24 protein-coding genes, 1 pseudogene and 2 riboswitches are annotated in these 25925 nt (G+C 38.5%); of the genes and pseudogenes, 23 read left to right on the top strand and 2 right to left on the bottom strand.

Annotated elements, in window-relative coordinates:
* Positions 1-499 (top strand): helix-turn-helix domain-containing protein (locus tag ADJ60_RS11950; RefSeq protein ID WP_049544350.1); only part of this gene is annotated, 499 nt, incomplete at its 5' end.
* Positions 500-531: 32 nt separating this feature from the next.
* Positions 532-1728: a hypothetical protein gene (locus tag ADJ60_RS07130; RefSeq protein ID WP_049501935.1), complete on the top strand. Its 1197-nt coding sequence runs from the start codon at positions 532-534 to the stop codon at positions 1726-1728.
* A 256-nt stretch (positions 1729-1984) separates the two neighbouring features.
* On the opposite strand, the gene ADJ60_RS07140 is transcribed toward ADJ60_RS07130, so the two are convergent.
* On the bottom strand, positions 1985-2893 hold the full coding sequence (locus tag ADJ60_RS07140; protein ID WP_049501939.1) for a LysR family transcriptional regulator: 909 nt from the start codon (positions 2891-2893) through the stop codon (positions 1985-1987).
* A 760-nt stretch (positions 2894-3653) separates the two neighbouring features.
* Here ADJ60_RS07140 and ADJ60_RS11500 point away from each other — a divergent pair.
* From ADJ60_RS11500 to ADJ60_RS07180, 8 genes are all read left to right on the top strand, one after another.
* Positions 3654-3761, top strand: a complete 108-nt coding sequence (locus ADJ60_RS11500) for a QVPTGV class sortase B protein-sorting domain-containing protein (RefSeq protein WP_004256158.1) — start codon at positions 3654-3656, stop codon at positions 3759-3761.
* A gap of 131 nt (positions 3762-3892) precedes the next feature.
* Positions 3893-4627, top strand: a complete 735-nt coding sequence (locus ADJ60_RS07150) for an ABC transporter ATP-binding protein (protein ID WP_049501938.1) — start codon at positions 3893-3895, stop codon at positions 4625-4627.
* A 12-nt stretch (positions 4628-4639) separates the two neighbouring features.
* Complete coding sequence (locus tag ADJ60_RS07155; RefSeq protein WP_049544354.1) at positions 4640-6655, top strand: FtsX-like permease family protein; 2016 nt, start codon at positions 4640-4642, stop codon at positions 6653-6655.
* Between the two features lie 926 nt (positions 6656-7581).
* Positions 7582-8310 carry an ATP-binding protein gene (locus tag ADJ60_RS11750; RefSeq protein WP_239682357.1) on the top strand — a complete coding sequence of 243 codons (729 nt, stop codon included), beginning with the start codon at positions 7582-7584 and terminating at the stop codon, positions 8308-8310.
* Entirely contained in the window at positions 8291-8887 is a 597-nt protein-coding gene (locus tag ADJ60_RS07165) for a response regulator transcription factor (RefSeq protein ID WP_000698194.1), read from the top strand. Before ADJ60_RS11750 ends, ADJ60_RS07165 begins: the two co-directional genes overlap by 20 nt.
* A gap of 47 nt (positions 8888-8934) precedes the next feature.
* A complete protein-coding gene (locus ADJ60_RS07170; RefSeq protein WP_049544357.1) occupies positions 8935-9204 on the top strand; it encodes a YqgQ family protein in 270 nt (89 codons plus the stop codon).
* Positions 9204-9584, top strand: coding sequence for a rhodanese-like domain-containing protein (locus tag ADJ60_RS07175; protein ID WP_049544359.1), 381 nt, complete (start codon positions 9204-9206; stop codon positions 9582-9584). The genes ADJ60_RS07170 and ADJ60_RS07175 overlap by 1 nt, the downstream gene beginning before the upstream one ends.
* An 88-nt stretch (positions 9585-9672) precedes the next feature.
* Entirely contained in the window at positions 9673-9900 is a 228-nt protein-coding gene (locus ADJ60_RS07180; RefSeq protein WP_049499922.1) for a hypothetical protein, read from the top strand.
* 42 nt (positions 9901-9942) lie between these two features.
* On the opposite strand, the gene ADJ60_RS07185 is transcribed toward ADJ60_RS07180, so the two are convergent.
* Positions 9943-10668 (bottom strand): 16S rRNA pseudouridine(516) synthase, encoded by a 726-nt coding sequence (locus ADJ60_RS07185; RefSeq protein WP_001235011.1) that lies wholly within the window; start codon positions 10666-10668, stop codon positions 9943-9945.
* Between the two features lie 161 nt (positions 10669-10829).
* On the opposite strand from ADJ60_RS07185, the gene typA reads away from it, so the two are divergent.
* From typA to thiE, 13 genes and pseudogenes are all read left to right on the top strand, one after another.
* Positions 10830-12671 carry a translational GTPase TypA gene (gene typA, locus ADJ60_RS07190; RefSeq protein ID WP_049544361.1) on the top strand — a complete coding sequence of 614 codons (1842 nt, stop codon included), beginning with the start codon at positions 10830-10832 and terminating at the stop codon, positions 12669-12671.
* A gap of 19 nt (positions 12672-12690) precedes the next feature.
* On the top strand, positions 12691-12945 hold the full coding sequence (locus ADJ60_RS07195) for a DUF3165 family protein (protein ID WP_000262670.1): 255 nt from the start codon (positions 12691-12693) through the stop codon (positions 12943-12945).
* 476 nt (positions 12946-13421) lie between these two features.
* Positions 13422-15443: a bacteriocin-associated integral membrane family protein gene (locus tag ADJ60_RS07200; protein WP_049544363.1), complete on the top strand. Its 2022-nt coding sequence runs from the start codon at positions 13422-13424 to the stop codon at positions 15441-15443.
* A 1-nt stretch (position 15444) separates the two neighbouring features.
* Positions 15445-16085 (top strand): annotated as a pseudogene (locus ADJ60_RS07205) (ABC transporter ATP-binding protein).
* A 103-nt stretch (positions 16086-16188) separates the two neighbouring features.
* Positions 16189-17541, top strand: coding sequence for a UDP-N-acetylmuramoyl-L-alanine--D-glutamate ligase (murD, locus tag ADJ60_RS07210; RefSeq protein WP_023947269.1), 1353 nt, complete (start codon positions 16189-16191; stop codon positions 17539-17541).
* Between the two features lies 1 nt (position 17542).
* Entirely contained in the window at positions 17543-18601 is a 1059-nt protein-coding gene (locus ADJ60_RS07215; RefSeq protein WP_023947267.1) for a UDP-N-acetylglucosamine--N-acetylmuramyl-(pentapeptide) pyrophosphoryl-undecaprenol N-acetylglucosamine transferase, read from the top strand.
* A 9-nt stretch (positions 18602-18610) separates the two neighbouring features.
* Positions 18611-19864: a cell division protein FtsQ/DivIB gene (locus ADJ60_RS07220; protein ID WP_049544365.1), complete on the top strand. Its 1254-nt coding sequence runs from the start codon at positions 18611-18613 to the stop codon at positions 19862-19864.
* A gap of 232 nt (positions 19865-20096) precedes the next feature.
* Positions 20097-20798 (top strand): orotidine-5'-phosphate decarboxylase, encoded by a 702-nt coding sequence (gene pyrF / locus ADJ60_RS07225; protein WP_049544368.1) that lies wholly within the window; start codon positions 20097-20099, stop codon positions 20796-20798.
* Positions 20799-20830: 32 nt separating this feature from the next.
* On the top strand, positions 20831-21463 hold the full coding sequence (gene pyrE, locus ADJ60_RS07230; RefSeq protein ID WP_004256185.1) for an orotate phosphoribosyltransferase: 633 nt from the start codon (positions 20831-20833) through the stop codon (positions 21461-21463).
* Positions 21464-21696: 233 nt separating this feature from the next.
* Positions 21697-22833: an L-lactate oxidase gene (gene lctO / locus ADJ60_RS07235; RefSeq protein WP_000120714.1), complete on the top strand. Its 1137-nt coding sequence runs from the start codon at positions 21697-21699 to the stop codon at positions 22831-22833.
* A gap of 148 nt (positions 22834-22981) precedes the next feature.
* Positions 22982-23070: riboswitch (TPP riboswitch) on the top strand.
* A gap of 214 nt (positions 23071-23284) precedes the next feature.
* Complete coding sequence (locus ADJ60_RS07240; protein WP_049544371.1) at positions 23285-23953, top strand: TenA family protein; 669 nt, start codon at positions 23285-23287, stop codon at positions 23951-23953.
* Positions 23954-24089: 136 nt separating this feature from the next.
* Positions 24090-24872: a hydroxyethylthiazole kinase gene (thiM, locus tag ADJ60_RS07245; protein ID WP_049544375.1), complete on the top strand. Its 783-nt coding sequence runs from the start codon at positions 24090-24092 to the stop codon at positions 24870-24872.
* Position 24873: 1 nt separating this feature from the next.
* Positions 24874-25503 (top strand): thiamine phosphate synthase, encoded by a 630-nt coding sequence (gene thiE, locus ADJ60_RS07250; protein WP_049544377.1) that lies wholly within the window; start codon positions 24874-24876, stop codon positions 25501-25503.
* 210 nt (positions 25504-25713) lie between these two features.
* Positions 25714-25802: riboswitch (TPP riboswitch) on the top strand.
* Positions 25803-25925: the final 123 nt, after the last annotated feature.

Raw genomic sequence — 25925 nt, forward strand, 5'->3', positions numbered from 1 at the left:
GTATGTAAGGAGATTATTTATGGAAAATCTATACCCATTTGGAGCTACATTTAAGTACCTGCGTGAAGCACGAGGGCTCAGCCTAAAGGAAGCTGCCTCAGATATTGTATCACCACAGTTCCTAAGTCAATTTGAAAAAGGAGACAAAGGAATATCACTTGAAAACTTTGCTAAATTGTTAATTGTCATAGGAGCTTTAGAAAATTTCAAAGCTGATAATATGAAAGAACTAGTAAATTTATATGATGATACAAAATATAAAGAATTACAGTTGAACTATCAGAAAGAAATGCTACAGTTACAAAGGGAACAATATATTGATACAAAGAAAATGCTTCAAGCATTAAGATATAACAATTATGTTCAAACGTTACAATTACAGCAGTTAGATGGAATCCGTAGAAATACAGAAGAAGCAGTTGATTACTTGAGAAATTTACATGTCCAAGAAAATCATTATCACACGCATAACCATTACCATCAAAATAATATTTATTAATTTATATAGGTGAAATTAAAATTAGAAATAATATGAAGAAAATTATAAAAATAATTACCTGTTTGTATTTATTTTGCGGCCTATTTTCATTTGTGAAGTCAGCCCAAGCTGACAGTACTGACTACAACCAACTATTGCCACAAATTACTGAGAAGTGGGAGAGTAAACAGCTATTTGAAAATAATGCAAATAGACTTGGTTACGCTTTGATGGATATTGATAAAAATGGGACGGATGAGTTATTAATCGGTATAACTAATGGTGAAAAATGGGAACTGTTTGAAGTATATTATATGAATGGTAATACTCCAACTCCCTTATTTGATAGATTTTGGGATACAAGTCTTAGAATGGGGACAGTTATTAATACCTACACAGATGGCAGTATTATAGTGTTCGAAAGTTCTCCAGGGATTATGTCATATAGATTGTTCCAACTTTCTAAAGAAAATAAGGAGCCAACGTTAATTAAAAAAAGTGAATTTAGAGCAGGAGAAGGTGACTTAGATGAATTAAACCTTGACTCTAAAACAAAGATAGATACCTCAGCTATTGAATATACTTCTCTAAATCTCCCGATTATTGGAGATAATATGGATCCTAATCCCCCTATGCCCAAGTACTTTGTCGATGCTAAAATTGGAGATGAAATTCCTTTGCCATCTGAGTTGGTAGGTATTTGGATTAATAAGGAGCCAAATAATGGTACTAAGCCTGGTAGAGCTTCAACACTTATTTTGGGAGAGGATGGAAGCTACACTGGAACCTTTAAAGATGGAGATATTATAGGGAAGTTATCTCGTCTTAAAAAAGTGAGTGAGAACGGATTTATTGTCTTAAAAGATAATCAGGAGGGGCAAGCGTTTGCTTTTAGTGTCGGTTTAGGTGGAGGTTTGCCTCCTGGTGAGCGAATTGATTTAGGAATGGTATTGGAGGGACGGACTTTATATTCTGTGTCATGGCGAGTCAAAGAAGGCGCAGAAGACTACTCCAAACCGACTAAACAAGTAGCCTTTGTAAATCCAAATTATGGTCCTAAGAAAATAGAGAAAAAAGCAGAACAAGACGTGGCGAAACAAGGTGATACAGTGGCAGAATCAACTCAAGACAGTAGTGAGAAGACACAGCCAGAGCAAAAACTATTTAGGAGCATTCCAGTATTTGGACTGGTTGTTGGAGCTGGACTTGTCCTTGTTTTAATCTTATCTATATTTTGGTTTAAAAAATAAGATTTTATAAAAACCTTTTGATTTACTACTGGAGAAAAAAACCTCAAGAACTAGGATTGAAAGCTAGTTCTTGAGGTTTTTAGCTTATTCGATTTAGAGATATTCTCATACTAAATGACAATCAAAGAGCAAACTAGGAAGCTAGCCGTAGGTTGCTCAAAGCAGTGCTTTGAGGTTGTAGATAAGACTGACGAAGTCAGTCACATATATAATCTAAGACGAAGCTGACGTGGCTTGAAGAGATTTTTGAAGAGTATCAACTATCAAACTGGACTTCTTCTAGTAGATAGTCGATAAAGCGTTCGCCCATTTTAGATAGGCTGGTTTTTTCATGCTGGATATAGACCAGTTCAATCGGATCGTCAATGTCCAGTGGGATAGAAACGATATTGTCTCCGTTAAGATTACTGTTCAAAATCCCTGTCGCAATGGTATAACCATCCAAACCAATCAAGAGATTAAAGAGGGTAGCACGGTCGCTAACCACGATGGATTTTTTGTGGTGTTCTTGGGAAAGAATCTCTTCTGAAAAGTAGAAGGAGTTGTGCGTCCCTTGGTCATAGCTGAGATAAGGGAAGTTTTCCAAATCAGATAGTTTGACCTTGTCTTTCTTTGCCAGAGGGTTGGTCTTGCTGACAAAGATATGGGGCTGAGCTGTAAAGAGATGGTGAGCCAGCAGGTGATTGTCATCTAGCATCTTTGTCAAAACATCACGGTTGTAGCTGTTAAAAAATAGAACACCGACCTCACTGCGGAAGTTCTTGACGTCGTCGATAATTTCCCAAGTACGAGTTTCACGAAGGAAGAGCTCGTATTTTTCCATATCGCTTTTCTTGAGTAGCGATACAAAGGCATTGACTACAAAGGCATAGTGTTGAGACGAAACGCTAAAGAGTTCGCGGTGGGCAACAGGATTTTTATAACGTTCCTCCAGAAGCTGGGTCTGCTCGACAACCTGACGGGCATAAGAGAGGAACTCCATCCCATCACGGGTCAAGGTAATGCCCTTGGGATTGCGGATAAAGATTTCAATGCCCATTTCATTTTCCAAATCTCTCACAGCATTGGAAAGACTGGGTTGAGTGATAAAGAGTTGCTTGGCTGCCTCATTCATGGAGCCAGTTTCGACGATTTTGATAATATAATGTAATTGTTGAATTCTCATGTTTTTATTGTACCACACTTGCGTCAGAATCGCCAAAGATGATAGGGAAATCAGGAGCATTGTGTAAGTCTCTGTAAAGTAGTTAAGAAGAAACTTCTAAATCATTTAGTAAATAAGTTAAAAAAGTAGCTGAGCAAGGTATTGTTTAGCTGTTTTTTAATTGGGCACTATAAAAATTTTCTTCGAAAATAAGAAATTTGCACGATTTACTCATTATTTATCCAGTACTAGAGTTTATACTAGTTATTGTAAAGATGATCATCCAAAAGAAGGAAGGAGGCAACTTTATGGCTAAAAATACAAATCGTTCAGAGATTGATTCTCTAAGTTTTGAGGTTGAAAAGCAAGAACTTTCCGGGCAATCAGAAGCTAGTGGTACACAGCTTTTAAAATGACACTAGCAGGTCTCTGTGGATTGTGTTTCACCTATTCCTATGAGTGTACGAGAAATGATGTTCGCTGTTAGATAAAACAAAAGGAAAATTCTAGTGTTTTATTACAAAATATTGACAACATTTTGATTTGGTGTTATATTTACGGGGAGAAATACAAATAGAACAAGACAACTTTGAGATTGATTCTTTGGATTGTGGAAATTAATAGCCAAGAATTGGATGGAAAATCTGCTGCTGGGTTAGGGTACGGCTGTTAGATTAACAGCACAGGGGCGCTGTGCTTGGTGGTTTGCATATTCTTATGAATGTATTTCGTCAAACGTGCGCTATGAATAAAACTCTCTATTTTTTGACAGGAGGATAAAATGGAAGGAATTATTGGAACACTAGAATTCTATGCACCTGTACTGGTCTTAGGAGTTGTTGTCATAGGGATTGTTTACTTTATGAAAAAAAGAAACGATCGCAAATAATCAACATCGACCGATACCTGAAAAAGGCATCGGTTTTTTTATTACTTGAATATATTGCACAAAATACTCATGCCAAACATTGAAAGGAACCGTATAATAAGAGAGTAATAAAGAAACGGAGGAATGAAATGATGAAACAGCTTATTGTAACAGGATTAACGAAAATATTTGGTCAAGGGGATAATATCGTTCATGCTTTATTAGATGTGAACTTGTCCGTTGAAAAAGGTGACTTTCTGGCAATTATGGGTGCCAGTGGTAGTGGAAAAACAACACTCCTCAACTGTATTTCAACGATTGATAAACCAACGTCAGGTGAGATTCGATTTGAAGATTTTGACATCATCCATGCCAAGGAAAATGAACTAGCTGACTATCGTGCCAAAAACATTTCCTATATTTTCCAAGCCTACAACTTGGTGGAAACCTTGACGGTCTATGAAAATATTGTTCTACCTCTTCAAATTCAGGGGAAAAATATCAAAAAACATCAGGATAAGATTGAGGAAATTTTGGATAAGTTGGCCATCCAAAACTTAAAAGATAAGTTTCCTAATCAGTTATCAGGTGGTCAGCGACAACGCGTGGCAACTGCTAGAGCCTTGATTGATGATTCTAAACTGATTATCGCAGATGAGCCGACAGGAGCCTTGGACTCTGCCAATTCTGAAAAACTGATGGCACTTTTGCAGGAAATCAATAAAAGTTTTGGTATTACCATTTTACTGGTTACGCATGACCCTGCCGCAGCAAAGTACTCTTCACGGATGGTGCTACTTAGAGATGGAAAGATTATGGATGATTTGGAACGTAACAGCTTATCTAATGAACAGTATTTGCAAGAGATTTACAGTCGTACCAGATAGGAGGGTGAGAGTATGTATCCAAAATTGATTTTACGAAATGTATTTCGAAATTTACAGACTTATACCATCTATTTTTTCAGTCTGACATTGATTTATAGCTTGCTCTACGCTTTTAATGCTTTACCAAGCCATCCAGTGATGCAAAGTTTATCAGGGGCAAAGGAAATGTTGACGACGGTGATGAGCCAGTACATGGGCTTGCTTTCCTATCTGATTCTATCGGCGATTGCCTTTCTCATCGTTTACGCCACAAATTTTGTGCTGGGACGGCGCAAGAAAGAGCTGGGACTTTATGCAACGCTGGGAATGAAGAAGAAGCAGATTATCCGTACCCTGTTCTTTGAAACCATGCTGGTCAATATCTTTTCCTTGATTCTAGGTTTCTTGCTTGGATTGATCTTACTGGTCATTCTAGCTAAGATTGCATCTGAGTTTTTTATGGCCAATTACTTTGGTAGTATGCTTTTCTTTGATAGCAAGTCTGTTATCTTACTAGTTTATTCCTATTTGGTAACCAGTTTTATTGTTGGTGTCATGGACATTCTTACCTTTAGAAAGAAAAATATCATTGCACTCATTCAAGAAAATGGGGTCAAGAAATCTGTCTTGGCAAAAGGCAAGCCAGTTCTTCAAGCACTTCTCTTTATTCTTTCGACAGCTGTTATCGGTTTTGGTGCTCTCTATTTTTCAGACTATCACCATCTATCATTCTTGAAAAGCTGGGGTATCTTGCTGGTATCTGTCTTCGTGATTTTTGTGATTTTGTTTTACAATACTTTAAGCCATTTTGTCTTGATTTCCCTTAGAAAACTGCCTCAAACTTACTATAACAAACTAAACACTTTTAAAATCCGTCAATTTTCAAAACAAGCTGATAGTAATTCGGTCACGTTGGCTGTCTTATCCTTGACCTTGACACTGGCTCTCAGCTTACTCGTTTTTAGTGGTAGTGCCTATACGACTATGAACCGAGAGCTGAACAAATACTCACCTTATGATGTAACTGTCAATCTCTACCGTGGTAAAGAGTTTCAATTTTCTCAGGAATCTGTCAAAGACAGATTGAAAGCCGATGGCTTTGACTTTAACCTCATCAAAGAGGAGTACAGCTGCCCTATCTATTCTAGTGATTTAACTTATAAAGATTTGATTGATACTAGCAATCTCTGGGATCATGATAAGAAACTTCCTGAATCAAAAGTACCGATTTTAGGAATTTCTGCCTACAATCATCTCCGCAAACTGCAAGGGAAAAAAGCGGTTGACTTGTCAGAAGACCAATTTCTAGTCAATGCCAATTATAAAGGAACTGCCAAGCAGATCCAGGACTTTCTATCAACGACCAAAACCTTCATGATTAACGGTCGTTCTCTCAACCTTGCCTCTTCAAAGCCACTTGAAACAGTTTACTTTTTATCTTCAGTAACTACAAATGACTCAGGAACCTTGATTGTACCAGATAAGGTAGTAGTTGGATTGACGGAAGACCACACGACCTATGTTGCCAATTTCAAGGAAAATATAGACAAACGGGAAGTAGAAACATTCTTGAGTCAGTGGATTGAAAAATACTACTTCACTCGTGATGGAGAAGAGTTGAATTCGTTCACCTATCAAACCAAAGGAAGAATTTTTGAGATTTATCTTGGATTTATGGGCGTCATTGTCTTTGTCATGATTTTTGTCAGTGTTATTTTTATCATTATTTCCCTCAGTATCTTGTCCCTTCAAACTTCTACAAGCGCTTTGGATAGTGTCAATGATTATCAAATCTTATACCTTCTTGGGAACAAGAGAAAGCAAAATCGCTTTATTCTTTTGCAACAGATTCTAAGTTATTTCTTGGTTCCGCTGGTCATCGCAGGTCCGCTAGCATTTGCCTTGAGTACCGCTCTTTTGGGCTATTTTGAGAATTTCGCTAATACCAGCATTTCTATAGATATCACCTATCTGGGAGTAGCGGTCTTACTCTTTGTCCTTTACCTGCTAGTGACTTACAGAGTAAGTTGGGAAATTATTGAAAATTAAGTCAAATACCAGAGTTGCCTATCCGACAATTCTGGTATTGTGTTATAATGATATTAAAGTAGTTCAGGAAGTGGATACATATGAAACAGTTTGTCAAATCGCTCTCGAAAAACTCACTTTTATTGTGGTGGTTGACGATTTTTAATCATCTAGCTTTAATGATTTATATTTATTATAGGATTCCTCTGGACTTTTCGACAGATTTTTCCTTGCAGATGGTTTTATTGCTGATTATTGCTTTAATTGCATTTAGTTATATTTGTAATATTGTGACCTTTCGGTACAGTGAGTTGAAACTTTGGTTGCTTCTGATGATGTTTCTTATTAGCTGGCAATCCATATTTAATCAAGGAGTTGCGAGCACCCTGTTGCACTTCTTTGATATTCTTCATCCGCTCAACTCTTTTTTATTGGTGTATAGTTCTCTGTCTATTATCTTTCTGGGTGAGAAAATAGGAGAAGAACTGTTGAGTGTGTCCTTTGTGTTGACACTAATCACCATTAGTTCGTATCTGTTAAGTCCTTCAATTTTTCTATTTCTGTCCTTGTTTGCGTCTTTCTTTTTAAACCTTGTTCCCTTGATTTTACTGATTTTATATCATAAAGAGTTGAAAAGTAGACTCAAGTATCAGAGACGAAATTTGTGGATATTAGCTTTAATATTGCCTCTTTCTTATTTCTTTTTGTATATCAATACGAGGGGCGCAGGAGTGATGAACCTAGTCTGGTATCTTGAGATTATTGGAATACTTGCTTTTTTGCATCTCAAAACAATTATTAACTCTCTTCAGAAAAAGGTAGTAGAGTTGAAGTTGTCCTATATAAAAGCTTTTTCACGCTTGTTTTTACTGATTATGTTTTTGTTAGTAGGCATTTTCATCATCTTTCATTTAGACTTAAACACGAGCTTTTTGGTATTGAATATCATGTTACTATTGTTCGGGATTTGTTCGGAAGAATTGATTCGCCTTTTTCGTTCTGCTGAAATGCTAGATGCTAGGGATTATGTAAAAGTTCTCTTTTTAAAGCGTAACCGTATGGTGAAAAGTCTGCTGGCAAATGAAGACACAGAACAACAGTTCTCCGAATTTCTTCACAATGAAATCCTGCAAAATGTGATGGCGATAAAAAATTTTAATAAATATAGTAGCAATCAAGCTTTTGGTGAACAGATCAATCTGGTGACAGAGGAGTTGGTTCAGCGGATTCGTGAGCGGATGGATTATTATCAGCCAATGGTAGAAACAGACGAGCAGTTAGACATACAGTATCAAGGGCTGATTAATCGGATTGTCAAGCGCTATCACGCAGAAAATGAAGTCGTCACACAGTTTCCTGCCCACTTTAGGCTTTTATCTCCTTACGATAAAATTGCCTATCGTCTGGTTGAGGAGTTGGCGACCAATGCCGTTAAGTACGCTAGTGGTGGAACGATTTCTTTGAAGATTGATGTACATGATGACACTATTTTTATCATTTCTGAAAATGACTGCCTTCAAACAGAAAAATCCTTAGGTTATGGCTTGAAAAATATGTCTAATAAAATTAGTGTTTTAGGTGGTCAAATGCAGATTTTTGAAAATAATAAGAGATTTCGTGTAGAAATTACTCTCCCGATTGATAAGGAGTTGTGTTATGAAAATTTTGTTAATTGATGATCATAAATTATTTAGCCAAAGTATCAAGATGATTTTAGAGTTATCGGAAAACATTAAAAAGGTCCAGTTAGTAGATAATTTTTCGACTATTTCGGAGATTGCTTTTAATGACTACGACATTATTTTGATTGATATCAACCTGACGAGTCTGTATCAAGCTGATGGGCTGACCTTGGCACAAGAGATTATCGACAATGGTTGTTCTAGTAAGGTTGTGATTTTGACAGGTTACAGCAAAAAGATGTATGAACACCGAGCTAAAGCTATGGGGGCTTATGGATTTCTAGATAAAAGTATGGATCCAGATGAGTTGGTGAAAAAACTGGAAAAGATTTATCTAGGAGGTAAGATCTTTTCAGATGAAGTGATGGTAGAGGTGCTAACACCACGAGAAATCGAGATACTAGAACTGGTTAGAAATGGCTTGACTATTGATGATGTCTGTGACAAGGTCTATGTGAGTAAACGTACAGTTTCCAATCACCTGGCCAATATCTTTTCAAAATTAGGAGTGGCTAACAGGCAGGAGGCGATTCACATCGCTGAGCAGTTGGGTTATTTTCCACCAGATTAAAAAGTTGCAGAAGATGCAGCTTTTTTAAATTCTGTGATACTTCTTGTGTGAGTCTCTTCTTGAAAAAAACACAAATTTTTGCTAGAATGAGTCTTATGAAAACATTCTATGATGTGCAGCAATTCCTCAAACGATTTGGTATTATTGTTTATATGGGAAAACGCTTATATGATATTGAACTGATGAAGTTGGAACTCTCTCGGATTTACGATGCAGGGTTGATGGACAAACTGGATTATCTAGAAGCAGAAGCGGTTCTTCGCAGAGAGCACAAGGTAGAATTGGATTATATTGAGAAAAATGGAGAAAAGAACTAATGATTACTTGGATTTTGTGGGCACTTATACTAGCAATGTTGGCGTGGATGGGCTTTAACTATCTTCGTATTCGCCGTGCGGCTAAAATCGTAGACAATGAGGAGTTTGAAGCCTTGATTCGTACAGGTCAATTGATTGATTTGCGTGATCCAGCAGAATTCCACAGAAAACATATCCTTGGGGCTCGCAATATTCCTTCAAGTCAGTTGAAAACTAGTCTTGCAGCCCTTCGTAAAGACAAACCTGTCCTTCTTTACGAAAACCAACGTGCGCAACGAGTTACAAATGCAGCTCTTTACTTGAAAAAACAAGGTTTTTCTGAGATTTATATCCTTTCTTATGGCTTGGATTCTTGGAAAGGGAAAGTGAAGACTAGCTAACCTTATTTCCAAATTAGCCGAATGATAGGATGAAGCTATTGTTTTATAGTATAATTAATTTGTATAAAATTTAAGGAGTTCTTAGAACATGAAAGAAAAGAAGAAAAATCCACTTTTTGTGGGTATCTTGTCGATTATTCTTGGTTTGTTATTTCCGTTGGGAGGTATTGGTTTAGGTATTACCAGTTTATTGTATGCTAACTCACTTCAAAAAGAATCTGGACTAGACTATAAAACAGAGAAAATTATAGCTATTGTAGCGATTGTAGTTTCCGTAATTAATTGGGTTTTAGGATTGATTCTTTTTATGAATTAAGTAGTGTAAAACAAAAAAGCTTTATTTGAAAGCTTTTTTGTTTTATCCACTTTTCTCTAAGTAGTTTTTAATGATTTTCAATTCCTCTTGGTTCAAGGGACGGTATTGACCTTCTGCTAGTTCTGGGTCTAATGTAAACTCACCGAACTGAATTCGTTTGAGTGAGGTCACCTTGACACCAACCGAGAGAAACATTTTCTTAACCTGATGAAATTTTCCTTCTGAAATGGTGATAGAAGCTTGACTGAGGGAAGGACTTGCAGATAGAATCTCTAGTCTTGCAGGTTTACAGACAGTGCCATCTAAAAAGACAATTCCCTTTTGAAAGGCTTGGATATGGTCAGGTGTCAGAAGTCCATTAACCTCAACCTGATAAGTTTTATCGACATGATATTGGGGATGGAGGAGCTGAAAGCCCAAAGGACCGTTATCAGTCAAGAGGAGGAGTCCTGTCGTATCTCGGTCCAGTCGGCCGACGGCATAGAGCATGTCAGACTGGATGTCAGGCGGAAGGAGGTCCATGACGGTTGGAAGTTCCCTGTCTTTATTGGCTGTAACGACACCAGTAGGTTTATGAAGCATAAGATAGGTGTGTTCATAGCCTTGAATGATTCGACCCTGAAAAAGGAGTTCTTGTAGCCCTGTATCGATATTTTGAGCTAGGGAGCGGGCTGGGCAACCATCGACTAGAATTTCCCCTTTGAGTAAGGCTTGTTTCATGGCTTTTCGGCTGATTTTTTCTTGGGCTAATAAATTATCTAAACGCATACTGTGCCTATCTTATCATAAGTCGCTTGCTTTGAAAAGGCTTGACGTGAAAAGAAAAGCACAGTGAAAACATTTACACTTGCTTGAGTTATGTTATTTACCTGAAATTATGGTATAATCGTTCAGTTAGAAAATAAATTTTGAATATTATAGAGGAAATCATGACAAAATTAAGAGAAGATATCCGTAACATTGCGATTATCGCCCACGTTGACCACGGTAAAACAACCCTCGTTGACGAATTATTGAAACAATCAGAAACGCTTGATGCACGTACTGAATTGGCAGAGCGTGCTATGGACTCAAACGATATCGAAAAAGAGCGTGGAATTACCATCCTTGCTAAAAATACAGCCGTTGCCTATAACGGAACTCGTATCAATATCATGGACACACCAGGACACGCGGACTTCGGTGGAGAAGTTGAGCGTATCATGAAAATGGTTGACGGTGTTGTCTTGGTCGTAGATGCTTACGAAGGAACCATGCCACAAACTCGTTTCGTATTGAAAAAAGCCTTGGAACAAGACCTTGTCCCAATCGTGGTTGTTAACAAAATCGATAAGCCATCAGCTCGTCCAGCAGAAGTAGTGGACGAAGTCTTGGAACTTTTCATCGAGCTTGGTGCAGATGACGACCAGCTTGATTTCCCAGTGGTGTATGCTTCAGCGATCAACGGAACTTCTTCATTGTCAGATGATCCAGCTGACCAAGAAGCGACTATGGCACCAATCTTTGACACGATTATCGACCATATCCCAGCTCCAGTAGATAACTCAGATGAGCCTTTGCAGTTCCAAGTATCACTTTTGGACTACAATGACTTCGTTGGTCGTATCGGTATCGGTCGTGTCTTCCGTGGTACTGTTAAGGTTGGGGACCAAGTTACCCTTTCTAAACTTGATGGCACAACTAAAAACTTCCGTGTTACAAAACTCTTCGGTTTCTTTGGTTTGGAACGTCGTGAAATCCAAGAAGCTAAAGCGGGTGACTTAATTGCCGTTTCAGGTATGGAAGATATCTTTGTCGGCGAAACTATTACTCCGACAGATGCAGTAGAAGCTCTTCCAATCCTACACATCGATGAGCCAACTCTTCAAATGACATTCTTGGTCAACAACTCACCATTTGCTGGTAAAGAAGGTAAATGGGTAACTTCTCGTAAGGTGGAAGAACGCTTGCAGGCTGAATTGCAAACAGACGTTTCCCTCCGTGTTGAACCAACTGACTCACCAGATAAATGGACTGTTTCAGGACGTGGAGAATTGCACTTGTCAATCCTTATCGAAACCATGCGCCGTGAGGGTTATGAACTTCAAGTATCTCGTCCAGAGGTTATCGTAAAAGAAATCGACGGTGTTAAATGTGAGCCATTTGAACGTGTTCAAATCGACACTCCAGAAGAATACCAAGGGTCTGTTATCCAAAGCCTTTCTGAACGTAAGGGTGAAATGTTGGATATGATTTCAACTGGTAATGGTCAAACTCGTTTGGTCTTCCTTGTTCCTGCGCGTGGTTTGATTGGATACTCAACTGAGTTCTTGTCAATGACTCGTGGTTACGGTATCATGAACCATACCTTCGACCAATACTTGCCATTGATTCCAGGTGAAATTGGTGGTCGTCACCGTGGTGCCCTTGTTTCTATCGATGCTGGTAAGGCTACAACTTACTCAATCATGTCTATCGAAGAACGTGGTACAATCTTTGTCAACCCAGGTACTGAGGTTTATGAAGGAATGATCATCGGTGAAAACTCTCGTGAAAACGACTTGACAGTTAACATCACTAAGGCGAAACAAATGACTAACGTTCGTTCAGCTACTAAGGACCAAACAGCTGTTATCAAGACCCCTCGTATCTTGACACTTGAAGAGTCTCTTGAGTTCTTGAACGACGATGAGTACATGGAAGTAACGCCTGAGTCTATCCGTTTGCGTAAACAAATCCTTAACAAGGCAGAGCGTGAGAAAGCTAACAAGAAGAAAAAATCAGCTGAATAAGAGCTAGAAAGAGATAAAGATGGTTTATTTAATCATAGGAATCCTCTTATTACTACTCTATGTATTTGCGACACCACAAAGCATTAAAGGGACAGTCAATATCGTCCTTGTCGTCTTTGCTTTCGTAGCACTCTTGATTTTACTCATGTTGTCTGTTCTGCAAATCTTTCAGCTACCGACAGAATTCTTTATCGCAGTCGCCATGCTCTTCCTAGCATACTTTAGCTTGCGAGATATTACCCTCATGTCGGTCAGTAAAAGTAAAAGAAGATAAAAGAGAGTTTTGGCTCTCTTTTTTTGGTAGGAATTTTACAATAGTTTGAATTGTTTTTTTACTATAACATCATCTCTTTTGCTTGGATAATATGAATGGGAAAAACTTGAATAAAATTCGTTACTGACATCTATTTTTTAGGAAATTGTAAAACTTCATTACTAATGATATCTTAGTAAAATATGTTGATAGATTATATAGAAAGTGATATACTTAAGTTATAAGAAACCGATTTCAAAATAAGAAAGGATTAAATTTATACTCAATGAAAATCAAAGAGCAAACTAGAAAACTAGCCGCAGGCTGTACTTGAGTACGGCAAGGCGACGTTGACGCGGTTTGAATTTGATTTTTGAAGAGTATTGTTGTCTTGTTGTTCAGGGTGTGATTGATTAAACTAGGAAAATAATTCTAAGAATTTATAAAACATAAAATCTTTGTTCTATAGGGTTATTCTCTTATACAAGGAGTCTACTATGAAGAAACTATTCATATTATTATCAACTTTTTTTCTCAGCTTCTTCTTTGCTTGGATTATAGTCTTACGTGCGCCACAATATTTATATGCAAGCTATGATTCCGTTTCTCTACTTCGTGTCAAAAAAGATACTCAGGAACCGACGCGTGAGGTATTTGAAAAGGAATTAGAGAAGTTTGTAAACTCAGAACAGAGTTTAATAGCTAGGAGAATTGTAGAGCCGAGTAAGGATGGGACGACTCACTTTACTTATGCAACTTATGGTCAGGGAACTTTACCAAAAGAATTCCAAGAAGCTAGTCAAGAAAGTCGTGAACGTAGTGATCCACTAAATAGTTATCTCCTTTTGTCAGGCTCCTTGACGAAAGAAAAGCTTGCCGATAAATTAGGAGATTTGGGTTATAAAGCAATTCCTGACCGAAAGACACCGCCCTATTCTCTTGCTTTTAGAATGTTACTAATTCCCCTTATTTTAATTAGTTTAGCAATATTTGGCTTATCTTTCTTTGCTTTAGTGATTATCACTCGGATTAAGGAAATGAGAGCAGCAGGTATAAAACTCTTTTCTGGTCAGACTCTCTTATCCATCATGGGGCATTCTTTATCGACTGATATCAAATGGCTCCTTCTATCAGCCCTCCTTTCCTTCCTAGGTGGGGGAGTCGTTCTTTTTAGTCAAGGTTTGTTTTATCCTATCTTGTTAGCCACCTATGGTTTTGGGATTAGTTTCTATCTGTTGTTTTTATTGGCGATTTCAATTTTACTAATGCTTCTTTATCTAATGAGTTTGAGTTACAAAGCATTAGTTCCTGTTATTAAGGGGAGATTACCCCTTAAACGCTTGATGGCTTTAACCCTATTGTGTCAGTTGGTAGCTGTTTTTACAGTGGGCTACGCTGTTAAGACAGGCTTGACGTCTTACCAACGATTGAAAGAACTTGAAATTTCAAAACAAGCATGGCAGGACAGAGCAGACTATTACCAGATTTTCTTTGGCTTAGGTGATAGAGTAAAAGATACAGAAAATCAGAATAAGTGGTATGCCTTTGCCAAGGAAGCAATCGAAGAAGAACAGGCTCTATTTGTAAAAGATAATCTCATTCATTTTGCAAATCCTCAAGGAAAAAATAAAAACGGAGAGACACTGGATACCTATAGTCCAGATGCTAATGTTCTCTATGTCAGTCCAAGTTATTTGGACAAGGAAAATGTCGTGGTAGATGCTGAGACCAAACAGAAGTTAGCCCATCTCCAAAAAGGTGAGTTTATCCTCTTGCTCCCAGAACATTTGCGCTCTCGAGAAGCAGAACTTAAGAAAGTTTTTGAAGAAAAATTGAGTTATTATGGAAAATCTGGTGAGGAGGCAAGTGCTCCTTTAGAGTATGAAATGAGAGCGATTGTTAGTTATCTTCCAACTGGAGAAAAGCGGTTTGTTTATAATAACGGTGAGAATCCCGTATCCACTCAGTATTTGACTGATCCGATTTTAGTTGTATTTACTCCAACATCTATAGGTGATAGTATCATTTCCAAATCTAGTTGGTCTATCAATGCTGGTAAGAATATCTTTGTCAAAGGATATGAAGATGGGATTAAACTCTTGAAAAATGCAGGAATTTATGAGCAAGTATCCTATCTTAAAGAAGGAAGAAGTGTTTATCTAACTCGTTATAATGAAGTTCAAACTGAAACAGCAACTTTAATCTTAGGAGCCATTGTGGGGATAGCCAGTTCCTTGTTACTCTTTTATTCTGTAAATCTTCTATATTTCGAGCAATTCCGTCGAGATATCTTGATTAAACGAATTTCAGGTTTACGATTTTTTGAAACGCATGCTCAGTATATGGTTAGTCAATTTGCCAGTTTTGTATTTGGTGCTAGTTTCTTTATTTTAAGTAGTCGAGACTTGGTGATTGGCTTGCTCACTTTATTAGTCTTTCTAGCTAGTGCAGTTTTGACGCTTTACCGTCAAGCTCATAAAGAATCTCGTGTTTCTATGACAATTATGAAAGGAAAATAGGATGATTGAACTAAAGAATATATCTAAAAAATTTGGAAGCCGTCAGCTATTTTCAGATACAAATCTTCATTTTGAAGGTGGGAAAATTTATGCCTTAATCGGTACAAGTGGCTGTGGTAAGACAACACTCTTGAATATGATTGGACGATTAGAGCCATATGACAAAGGACAAATCATCTATGATGGCACTTCTCTTAAGGACATCAGGCCTTCTGTTTTCTTTAGAGATTACTTGGGATACTTATTTCAAGATTTTGGCTTAATTGAAAGCCAAACCGTCAAAGAGAATCTCAATCTGGGTTTAGTTGGTAAAAAGTTGAAAGAAAAAGAAAAAATCTCTTTGATGAAACAAGCTCTAAACCGTGTTAACCTCTCTTATTTAGATTTAAAGCAACCTATCTTTGAATTATCAGGAGGAGAAGCACAACGTGTTGCACTAGCGAAGATAATTTTAAAGGATCCACCTTTGATTCTCGCAGATGAACCAACCGCTTCCTTAGACCCCAAAAACTCTGAGGAATTACTTTCTATCTAGAATCTTTAAAAAATCCGAATCGAACTATTATTATTGCGACCCACAATCCTCTGATTTGGGAGCAAGTGGACCAAGTCATTCGAGTTACCGATTTATCACATAGATGATAAGGTAAAATTCAGTTAGAAGAAAGAGTCACAAACACACTTTGTGGCTTTTTTATTTCCATAAAAATGGTAAAATAGTAAGAGTAGAAATGGAGTTCGAGACATGAAAGTAATAGATCAATTTAAAAATAAGAAAGTCCTTGTTTTAGGTTTGGCTAAGTCTGGTGAATCTGCAGCTCGTTTGTTGGATAAACTAGGTGCTATTGTGACAGTAAATGACGGGAAACCATTCGAGGACAATCCAGCTGCGCAAAGTTTGTTGGAAGAAGGGATCAAGGTTATCACAGGTGGCCATCCTTTGGAACTCTTGGATGAAGATTTTGCCCTTATGGTGAAAAATCCAGGTATTCCATACAGTAATCCCATGATTGAAAAGGCTTTGGCCAAGGGGATTCCAGTCTTGACTGAGGTGGAATTGGCTTACTTGATTTCAGAAGCGCCAATTATCGGTATCACAGGTTCGAACGGTAAAACAACCACAACGACTATGATTGGGGAAGTTTTGACTGCTGCTGGGCAACATGGTCTTTTATCAGGAAATATCGGCTATCCAGCTAGTCAAGTGGCACAAACTGCGTCAGACAAGGACACGCTTGTTATGGAACTTTCTTCTTTCCAATTGATGGGCGTTCAAGAATTCCATCCTGAGATTGCGGTTATTACCAACGTCATGCCAACTCATATCGATTATCATGGTTCTTTTGAGGAATATGTAGCAGCCAAGTGGAATATCCAGAACAAGATGACAGCGTCTGATTTCCTTGTCTTGAACTTTAACCAAGACTTGGCAAAAGAATTAGCTACTAAAACACAAGCTACAGTTGTACCATTCTCAACACTTGAAAAGGTTGATGGAGCTTATCTGGAAGATGGTCAGCTCTACTTCCGTGGGGAAGTTGTCATGGCAGCGAATGAAATCGGAGTTCCTGGTAGCCACAATGTGGAAAATGCCCTTGCGACGATTGCTGTAGCCAAGCTTCGTGGTGTAGACAACCAGATCATCAAAGAAACTCTTTCAGCCTTTGGTGGTGTCAAACACCGTCTCCAATTTGTGGATGAAATCAAGGGTGTCAAATTCTATAATGATAGCAAGTCAACCAATATCTTGGCTACTCAAAAAGCCTTGTCAGGATTTGACAACAGCAAGGTCATTTTGATTGCAGGTGGTTTGGACCGTGGCAATGAGTTTGACGAATTGGTGTCAGATATTACTGGACTCAAGAAGATGGTCATCCTGGGTCAGTCTGCCGAACGTGTCAAACGGGTAGCAGATAAGGCTGGTGTGTCTTATGTGGATGCGACTGATATTGCTGATGCGACCCGCAAGGCCTACGAGCTTGCGACTCAAGGAGACGTGGTTCTTCTCAGTCCAGCCAATGCCAGCTGGGATATGTATGCTAACTTTGAAGTACGTGGCGACCTCTTTATCGACACAGTAGCGGAGTTAAAGGAATAATATGAAAAAAATTGTCTTTACAGGTGGGGGGACGGTTGGACACGTGACCCTCAACCTTTTGTTAATGCCCAAGTTCATCGAAGATGGCTGGGAAGTCCACTATATTGGAGATAAACGTGGCATCGAACACCAAGAAATCCTCAAATCGGGTCTAGATGTAACCTTCCATTCCATTGCGACTGGCAAATTACGTCGTTATTTCTCTTGGCAAAATATGCTGGACGTCTTTAAAGTTGGCTGGGGAATTGTCCAATCTCTCTTTATCATGTTGCGACTTCGTCCACAGGCTCTTTTTTCAAAGGGAGGCTTTGTCTCAGTACCGCCAGTTATTGCTGCGCGTGTGTCAGGAGTACCTGTCTTTATTCACGAATCTGACCTGTCTATGGGCTTGGCCAATAAAATCGCTTATAAATTTGCGACGAAGATGTATTCAACCTTTGAACAAGCTTCAAGTTTGTCTAAGGTCGAGCATGTGGGAGCAGTGACCAAGGTTTCTGACCAAAATACTCCAGAACCAGATGAATTGGTGGATATCCAAACCCACTTTAATTCCAAATTGCCAACTGTATTGTTTGTCGGTGGTTCTGCAGGTGCTCGTGTCTTTAACCAATTGGTGACAGACCATAAGAAAGAGCTGACAGAGCGCTACAATATTATCAATCTAACTGGAGATTCTAGCCTGAATGAGTTGAGCCAAAATCTCTTTCGTGTTGACTATGTGACCAGTCTCTATCAACCCTTGATGGAATTGGCTGATATTGTTGTGACACGAGGTGGTGCCAATACGATTTTTGAGCTCTTAGCCATGGCAAAATTGCATGTTATTGTGCCACTTGGTCGTGAAGCTAGTCGTGGAGATCAGATTGAGAACGCAGCCTACTTTGTAAAAAAAGGCTATGCAGAAGACCTTCAAGAAAGCGATTTGACCTTGGACAGTTTGGAAGAGAAGCTTTCTCACTTACTAAGCCACAAGGAAGACTATCAAGCCAAGATGAAGGCTTCTAAGGAATTGAAATCTCTAGCAGATTTTTATCAATTGTTAAAAAAAGATTTATCATAAGGAAAGTAAATGTCAAAAGATAAGAAAAATGAGGGCAAAGAAATCCTCGAAGAATTTAAAGAGTTATCAGAATGGCAGAAACGAAACCAAGAATATCTAAAAAAGAAGGCTGAGGAAGAAGTAGCCCTAGCTGAGGAGAAGGAAAAGGAAAGACAAGCTCGAATGGCTTCAAAATCTGAAAAGTCAGATGCAACCGAGGACCAAGAGAGTGAATCTGATCCAAAAGACCCAAAATCAGCTAAGGAAGATGCTGAAGAAAAAGTAGAAGAGTCAGAAGACGTCAAAAAAGAAGTAGTCAAAGAAGAATCAAAGTCTAAAAAGACAGAGAAAGAGGATAAACGGGATAAAAAGGCAGAGAAAAAGCCTGTTAAGGAAAAACCGGTCAAACCGAAAATTCCAGGAGTTCATATCTGGCGGGCTATCTCGATTTTGTTTCTCAGTCTGATTTTATTGGTTGTCTCTGCTTATTTGCTTAGTCCTTATGCGACCATGAAGGATATTCGTGTTGAGGGAACAGTGCAAACTACAGCTGATGATATTCGACAGGCTTCAGGCATTCAGGATTCGGATTATACGATTAACCTTCTGCTAGATAAGGCAAAATATGAAGAGCAGATCAAGTCCAACTATTGGGTTGAATCAGCTCAGCTTGTCTATCAATTTCCAACCAAGTTTACTATCAAGGTCAAGGAATATGATATTGTGGCCTACTATGTTTCTGGAGAAAGTCATTATCCAATCCTTTCAAGCGGTCAGCTTGAGACCAGTGCGGTAAGTTTGGTGAGTCTGCCAGAAACTTATATATCAGTTCTCTTTAATAATAGCGAACAAATCAAAGCCTTTACGTCAGAACTTGCTCAAATTAGTCCAGAACTCAAGGCGGCTATCCAGAAGGTGGAATTAGCCCCAAGCAAGGTTACATCAGATTTAATTCGATTGACCATGAATGATTCGGACGAAATCTTGGTTCCCCTTTCTGAAATGAGCAAGAAACTGCCTTACTACAGTAAGATTAAGCCACAATTGTCAGAACCGAGTGTGATTGACATGGAAGCTGGAATTTACAGCTACACTGTGGCGGATAAATTAATTATGGAGGCTGAGGAAAAAGCCAAACAAGAGGCTAAGGAAGCTGAGAAGAAACAGAAAGAGGAAGAGAAGAAAAGGCTGGAAGAACAGCAGAATAAATTGGAAGAAGAGAAGAAAAAATTGGAGGAAGAGAGCAATCGAAACCAAACAAGTCAGCGTTCATCGCGTCGCTAGGTTTACCTTTTCTCCTATAGCTCTTTAGTTGCTATGTTTTTACTTGACAAGTGCTAGTAGAAATAATAGAATAGTAAAAAACCTTTAAAGCAGTCCAGAGAGGCAGCTAAGGTTAGACGGTGAAAGGGTGGAGACTACCCATTTTTCGTGGAACCTTGCTGTTGGCAGGTTCCTTTTTTCGTGGCTTCTTGTGGCCAGACTCTCTCACTAGCAAAGGTAAAAGGAGAAACCTATGCGAGAACATCGTCCAGTCATTGCTCTTGATTTTCCTAGTTTTGAGGCAGTCAAGGAATTCTTAGCTCTTTTTCCAGCAGAAGAAAGCCTTTATCTCAAGGTAGGGATGGAGCTCTATTACGCAACAGGGCCTGAGATTGTGTCCTACTTAAAAGATCAGGGTCATAGTGTCTTTTTGGATCTCAAGCTGCATGATATTCCTAATACAGTTAAATCAGCCATGAAGGTCTTGTCTCAGCTTGGTGTGGATATGGCCAATGTTCATGCGGCTGGTGGTGTAGAGATGATGAAGGCTGCGCGTGAAGGTCTTGGAAACCAAGCGAAGTTGATTGCTGTAACACAGCTGACCTCAACATCAGAAGCTCAGATGCAGGAGTTTCAAAATATCCAAACCAGCCTGCAAGAGTCCGTGATTCACTATGCCAAGAAGACAGCTGAAGCTGGCTTGGATGGTGTTGTTTGCTCGGCTCAGGAAGTGCAAGTCATCAAGCAGGCTACCAAACCAGATTTTATCTGTCTGACACCAGGCATTCGTCCACAGGGAGCTGCAGTAGGAGATCAAAAACGCGTCATGACGCCAGCAGATGCCTATCAAATAGGCAGTGACTATATCGTAGTGGGACGTCCCATTACCCAAGCTGAGGATCCTGTTGCAGCTTATCATGCCATCAAGGATGAATGGACACAGGACTGGAATTAAAAAATAGATTATAAAAATAAAAGGAGAAGATCATGACACTTGCTAAAGATATCGCTAGCCACCTCTTGAAAATTCAAGCCGTTTACCTTAAACCAGAGGAGCCTTTCACTTGGGCATCTGGTATCAGGTCACCGATTTACACTGATAATCGTGTGACACTAGCCTATCCAGAAACTCGTACCTTAATTGAAAATGGCTTTGTGGAAGCTATTAAAGAAGCCTTTCCAGAGGTAGAAGTCATTGCAGGAACTGCAACAGCAGGGATTCCACACGGAGCTATCATTGCTGATAAGATGAACTTGCCATTTGCCTATATCCGTAGTAAACCAAAAGACCACGGAGCTGGTAACCAAATCGAAGGCCGCGTAGCTCAGGGTCAAAAAATGGTAGTGGTTGAAGATCTTATTTCAACAGGTGGTTCTGTTCTTGAAGCAGTAGCAGCAGCAAAGCGAGAAGGAGCAGATGTGCTTGGTGTAGTAGCAATTTTCAGTTACCAATTGCCAAAAGCAGACAAAAACTTTGCAGATGCAGGTGTCAAACTTGTGACGCTTTCTAACTACAGTGAACTCATCCATCTAGCCCAAGAAGAAGGCTATATCACACCAGAAGGCCTCGACCTTCTAAAACGATTTAAAGAAGACCAAGAAAATTGGCAAAATGCTTAAGACATAAAAAATCAGGTAGTCACTAGGATTACCTGATTTTGTTTTTTAGAATAGAAAATGAAAAGATTATTTGAATTTCCATAACTTAAGAAAGTTTATCATTTTTAATTATCTCTGTAAAATGATTGTAAGTATGAAATTTCCAAACAAAATATTTGAAAAGTTTTGAAAAAAGAGTTATGATATTTTTGTAATATACAAAGTAAACGCTTACTTATTAAGGAGGGCATTTTATGTCATACAAAACAAGCAATGCAGAAGGTCATGTAGATTTCATCAATACCTATGATTTGGAGCCAATGGCGCAACAAGTTATTCCTAAAGCAGCCTTTGGCTATATCGCTAGTGGGGCAGAAGATACTTTCACTTTGCGTGAGAATATTCGTGCCTTTAACCACAAACTCATCGTTCCTCATACACTTTGTGATGTTGAAAATCCAAGTACAGAGATTGAATTTGCAGGTGAAAAATTGTCTTCACCAATCATTATGGCGCCTGTTGCAGCTCATAAATTGGCAAATGAACAGGGTGAAGTGGCGACTGCGCGTGGTGTGCATGAGTTTGGTTCTCTTTACACAACTAGCTCTTACTCTACTGTAGATCTTCCAGAAATTACGGAAGCCCTTCAAGGGACACCTCATTGGTTCCAATTTTACTTTAGTAAAGATGATGGAATCAACCGCCACATCATGGACCGTGTGAAGGCTGAAGGTTATAAAGCGATTGTCTTGACGGCAGATGCGACTGTAGGGGGCAATCGTGAGGTGGACAAACGTAATGGTTTTGTCTTCCCAGTTGGCATGCCGATTGTTGAAGAATACCTGCCAGAAGGTGCTGGTAAATCAATGGACTTTGTTTACAAATCAGCTAAACAACGCTTGTCTCCACGTGATGTAGAATTTATCGCTGAATACTCAGGACTTCCTGTTTATGTCAAGGGACCACAATGCCGTGAGGACGTTGAACGTTCGCTTGCTGCAGGTGCTTCTGGTATCTGGGTAACCAACCACGGCGGTCGTCAAATCGACGGTGGGCCAGCTGCCTTTGATTCACTTCAAGAAGTAGCAGAAGCAGTTGACAAACGCGTACCAATCGTCTTTGACTCAGGTATTCGTCGTGGTCAACACGTCTTTAAAGCCTTGGCTTCAGGAGCAGACTTGGTAGCTATTGGTCGCCCGGTCATCTATGGCTTGGCTCTCGGTGGTAGTGTTGGTGTGCGTCAAGTCTTTGAACACTTGAATGCGGAATTGAAGACAGTCATGCAATTGTCTGGAACTCAGACTATTGAAGATGTCAAACACTTCAAACTCCGTCACAACCCATACAATCCAACCTTCCCAGTTGACCCTCGTGACTTAAAATTGTATTGATAAAATAGCTTGCCTCCACTTGATGTGGAGGTTTTTCTTCGTCTATAGGAAGAATAAATCACCATTGAAATCTATATAAATATATTTTTCAGTCAAATATCTTGCTAGGGCTTTCATTTTTTGCTATACTGGTTCAGTAATTAAATAATAAAGACATTTGGGGTGCTTTAAGCTGAGATGATACCCATTGAACCTGATACAGTTAAGACTGGCGAAGGGAAATGTGAAACGTTTTTTCGTATGGCGAAATGAACGATCTAATCTTGTAAGCTAAACTCTAATTCTTGATTGTAATTGGAGTTTTTTGTTTATATAAGCTGGATGAAGGTGATACAAAGCATTTAGGTAGCTCTTCTTGAACGCCCTTGATTTTCTTTAAAAAGGTCAAGTAAAACTAGGATTTTCTTGATGTTTTGTCGATTACGAACGAGTAAAGAGAGGAAAAGTAAATATGGAAACACAAGACTATGCATTTGAGCCAGGTTTGATTGTTGGAGAATTATTAAAAAGCGGTCAGAAAGATTGGCAAGCTGCAATCAATCATCGTTTTGTTAAGGAACTTTTTGCGGGGACAATTGAGAATAAGGTCTTAAAAGAATACCTGATTCAAGATTATCACTTCTTTGATGCCTTCTTATCCATGCTGGGTGCTTGCGTAGCCCACGCAGACCAGCTTGAATCCAAGCTTCGTTTTGCAAAGCAACTAGGCTTTCTTGAGGCAGATGAAGACGGTTATTTCCAAAAGGCTTTCAAAGAGTTAAAAGTATCTGAGAATGATTATCTGGAAGTGACCTTGCATTCTGTAACAAAAACCTTTCAGCAGCTTATGTATTCTGCTGTGTCATCAGCAGACTATGCTCATCTTTTGGTCATGCTAGTCATTGCAGAAGGTCTCTATTTAGACTGGGGTTCTAAAGATTTGGCTCTACCTGAAGCCTATATTCATTCGGAATGGATCAATCTCCACAGAGGTCCTTTCTTTGCAGAGTGGGTTCAATTTCTGGTTGACGAACTCAATCGTTTCGGGAAAGGTCGAGAAGATTTGAAAGAACTTCAGGAACGTTGGAATCAAGCGGTTGCTTTAGAATTAGCCTTTTTTGATATTGGCTATGACGCCTAGAGAAGGTTTAGGATATTTACAAATTTGATGAGGTAAATCATTCAATGTAAATGGTAAATGAAAAAAATTTCTTAACGAAAGATAGAGATAAATCGAAATCAGTAGATCGTATAAAGTGAGAAGGAAGAATTTCAATATGACAAGTTTAAAATTATTAAAAGAAAAAGCACCTTTGGTCATTTGCATAACCAATGATGTAGTAAAAAATTTCACAGCAAATGGATTAGTAGCACTAGGTGCATCACCAGCCATGAGTGAGTTTCCAGCAGATTTAGAGGACTTATTAAAGTATGCTGGAGGTTTATTAATAAACATAGGAACATTGACAGATGAAAATTGGAAGTTATACCAAGCTGCTCTGAAAATTGCAGAGAAATATAATGTCCCAGCAGTTTTAGATCCTGTAGCTTGTGGAGCAGGAGAATATAGAAAAAAAGTAGCAGATAATCTAATCAACAATTATAAACTAGCAGCGATTAGGGGAAATGCTGGCGAGATTGCTTCTTTAGTAGGGATAAATGTGGCATCTAAAGGAGTAGATAGTGCGGGCGTAGATAATATTGATGAAATTGCTCTAGCAGCAAATGAGAAGTTCAATATTCCTATAATAGTAACAGGTGAAGTGGATGCTATTGCGGTAAATGGAGAAGTGGTAACGATTCATAATGGTAGTGCCATGATGCCAAAAGTTATTGGGACAGGATGTTTATTAGGTGCTGTAGTAGCAAGCTTTATCGGACTTGAAAAAGGTCAAGAATTGAAATCATTAGAAACAGCAATGTTGGTTTACAATATCGCTGGAGAAATGGCAGAAAAACGTCCAAATGGGCATCTTCCTGGAACATTTAAAGTTGAATTTATAAATGCCTTATATGAGATTACAGATGAAGATGTAAAGGAATTCAAAAGAGTGAAGTAAGATGTTTCATAAAGAATTACTAAAACTATATTTTATTTGTGGAACGACTACTTGCCAAGGTAAAGATCTATATACGGTCGTTGAGGAAGCCTTAAAAGGTGGTATAACCTTATTTCAATTTCGTGAAAAAGGGGAGGGAGCCCTGGAAGGTATAGAAAAAGTCGAATTAGCAATAAAACTACAGGATCTTTGTAAAAAATACAATGTTCCGTTTATTGTTAATGATGATATTGATTTGGCAATGGAAATTGACGCTGATGGCGTACATGTAGGACAAGATGACCTTGGAGTTGATGAAATTAGAAAATTGATGCCAGATAAAATAATTGGTCTTTCTATAAAAAACGAGGAAGAATTTCAACAATCAAAAGTTGAATATGTAGATTATGTCGGTGTTGGTCCTGTATTTGATACCCAGTCAAAGGATGATGCTGGTGGTGCTATAGGTTATGAAGGTCTTAAATTGATGCGGACACTATTGCCACAAATGCCCTTAGTTGCAATTGGTGGGATACAGACGAAACATATTAAAGACATTATGAAGACCAATGTTGACGGTGTTTCAATCATTTCAGCAATATCGTATGCAAAAAATATAGAAAAAACTGTTCGAGAAATGAGTGAACAATAGGTATCTATCCTTGGATTCTAAGTAAGTGGAAGTTTTCCTTTTCTAAAAAGATATGTCCAGATTTAGTTTAAATAGCTAATCTATCAAACAAGACATTTGGTTTTTGCAAAAGAAAGACTTGCTATCTTTGTGAGTGCAAGAGTGTGTTTCCCAGTTCAATTTCTTGAACTAGAATAAATCGTTTGTTATAATATTTATATAATTAAATAATAAAGACATTTGGGGTGCTTTAGGCTGAGATGATACCCATTGAACCTGATACAGTTAAGACTGGCGAAGGGAAATGTGAAATGGTTTTGTATTTATAGAAACTAACCATCTAATCTTGTAAGCTGAACTCTAATTCCTATCTGTAATTAGAGTTTTTTCTTTTACGAAACTGGATGAAGATGATACAAAGCATTTAGGTAGCTCACCTTGAA

Origin of the sequence: Streptococcus pseudopneumoniae, assembly GCF_001076775.1 — a bacterium.
In the GTDB taxonomy this organism is placed as follows: domain Bacteria; phylum Bacillota; class Bacilli; order Lactobacillales; family Streptococcaceae; genus Streptococcus; species Streptococcus pseudopneumoniae_G.

Excerpts from the sequence above, each read along its gene's own strand:
- ADJ60_RS07130 (WP_049501935.1), top strand. The coding sequence starts at position 532 with ATGAAGAAAATTATAAAAATAATTACCTGTTTGTATTTATTTTGCGGC.
- ADJ60_RS07140 (WP_049501939.1), bottom strand. The coding sequence starts at position 2,893 with ATGAGAATTCAACAATTACATTATATTATCAAAATCGTCGAAACTGGC.
- ADJ60_RS11500 (WP_004256158.1), top strand. The coding sequence starts at position 3,654 with ATGGAAGGAATTATTGGAACACTAGAATTCTATGCACCTGTACTGGTC.
- ADJ60_RS07150 (WP_049501938.1), top strand. The coding sequence starts at position 3,893 with ATGAAACAGCTTATTGTAACAGGATTAACGAAAATATTTGGTCAAGGG.
- ADJ60_RS07155 (WP_049544354.1), top strand. The coding sequence starts at position 4,640 with ATGTATCCAAAATTGATTTTACGAAATGTATTTCGAAATTTACAGACT.
- ADJ60_RS11750 (WP_239682357.1), top strand. The coding sequence starts at position 7,582 with ATGTTACTATTGTTCGGGATTTGTTCGGAAGAATTGATTCGCCTTTTT.
- ADJ60_RS07165 (WP_000698194.1), top strand. The coding sequence starts at position 8,291 with ATGAAAATTTTGTTAATTGATGATCATAAATTATTTAGCCAAAGTATC.
- ADJ60_RS07175 (WP_049544359.1), top strand. The coding sequence starts at position 9,204 with ATGATTACTTGGATTTTGTGGGCACTTATACTAGCAATGTTGGCGTGG.
- ADJ60_RS07180 (WP_049499922.1), top strand. The coding sequence starts at position 9,673 with ATGAAAGAAAAGAAGAAAAATCCACTTTTTGTGGGTATCTTGTCGATT.
- ADJ60_RS07185 (WP_001235011.1), bottom strand. The coding sequence starts at position 10,668 with ATGCGTTTAGATAATTTATTAGCCCAAGAAAAAATCAGCCGAAAAGCC.
- typA (WP_049544361.1), top strand. The coding sequence starts at position 10,830 with ATGACAAAATTAAGAGAAGATATCCGTAACATTGCGATTATCGCCCAC.
- ADJ60_RS07195 (WP_000262670.1), top strand. The coding sequence starts at position 12,691 with ATGGTTTATTTAATCATAGGAATCCTCTTATTACTACTCTATGTATTT.
- ADJ60_RS07200 (WP_049544363.1), top strand. The coding sequence starts at position 13,422 with ATGAAGAAACTATTCATATTATTATCAACTTTTTTTCTCAGCTTCTTC.
- murD (WP_023947269.1), top strand. The coding sequence starts at position 16,189 with ATGAAAGTAATAGATCAATTTAAAAATAAGAAAGTCCTTGTTTTAGGT.
- ADJ60_RS07215 (WP_023947267.1), top strand. The coding sequence starts at position 17,543 with ATGAAAAAAATTGTCTTTACAGGTGGGGGGACGGTTGGACACGTGACC.
- ADJ60_RS07220 (WP_049544365.1), top strand. The coding sequence starts at position 18,611 with ATGTCAAAAGATAAGAAAAATGAGGGCAAAGAAATCCTCGAAGAATTT.
- pyrF (WP_049544368.1), top strand. The coding sequence starts at position 20,097 with ATGCGAGAACATCGTCCAGTCATTGCTCTTGATTTTCCTAGTTTTGAG.
- pyrE (WP_004256185.1), top strand. The coding sequence starts at position 20,831 with ATGACACTTGCTAAAGATATCGCTAGCCACCTCTTGAAAATTCAAGCC.
- lctO (WP_000120714.1), top strand. The coding sequence starts at position 21,697 with ATGTCATACAAAACAAGCAATGCAGAAGGTCATGTAGATTTCATCAAT.
- ADJ60_RS07240 (WP_049544371.1), top strand. The coding sequence starts at position 23,285 with ATGGAAACACAAGACTATGCATTTGAGCCAGGTTTGATTGTTGGAGAA.
- thiM (WP_049544375.1), top strand. The coding sequence starts at position 24,090 with ATGACAAGTTTAAAATTATTAAAAGAAAAAGCACCTTTGGTCATTTGC.
- thiE (WP_049544377.1), top strand. The coding sequence starts at position 24,874 with ATGTTTCATAAAGAATTACTAAAACTATATTTTATTTGTGGAACGACT.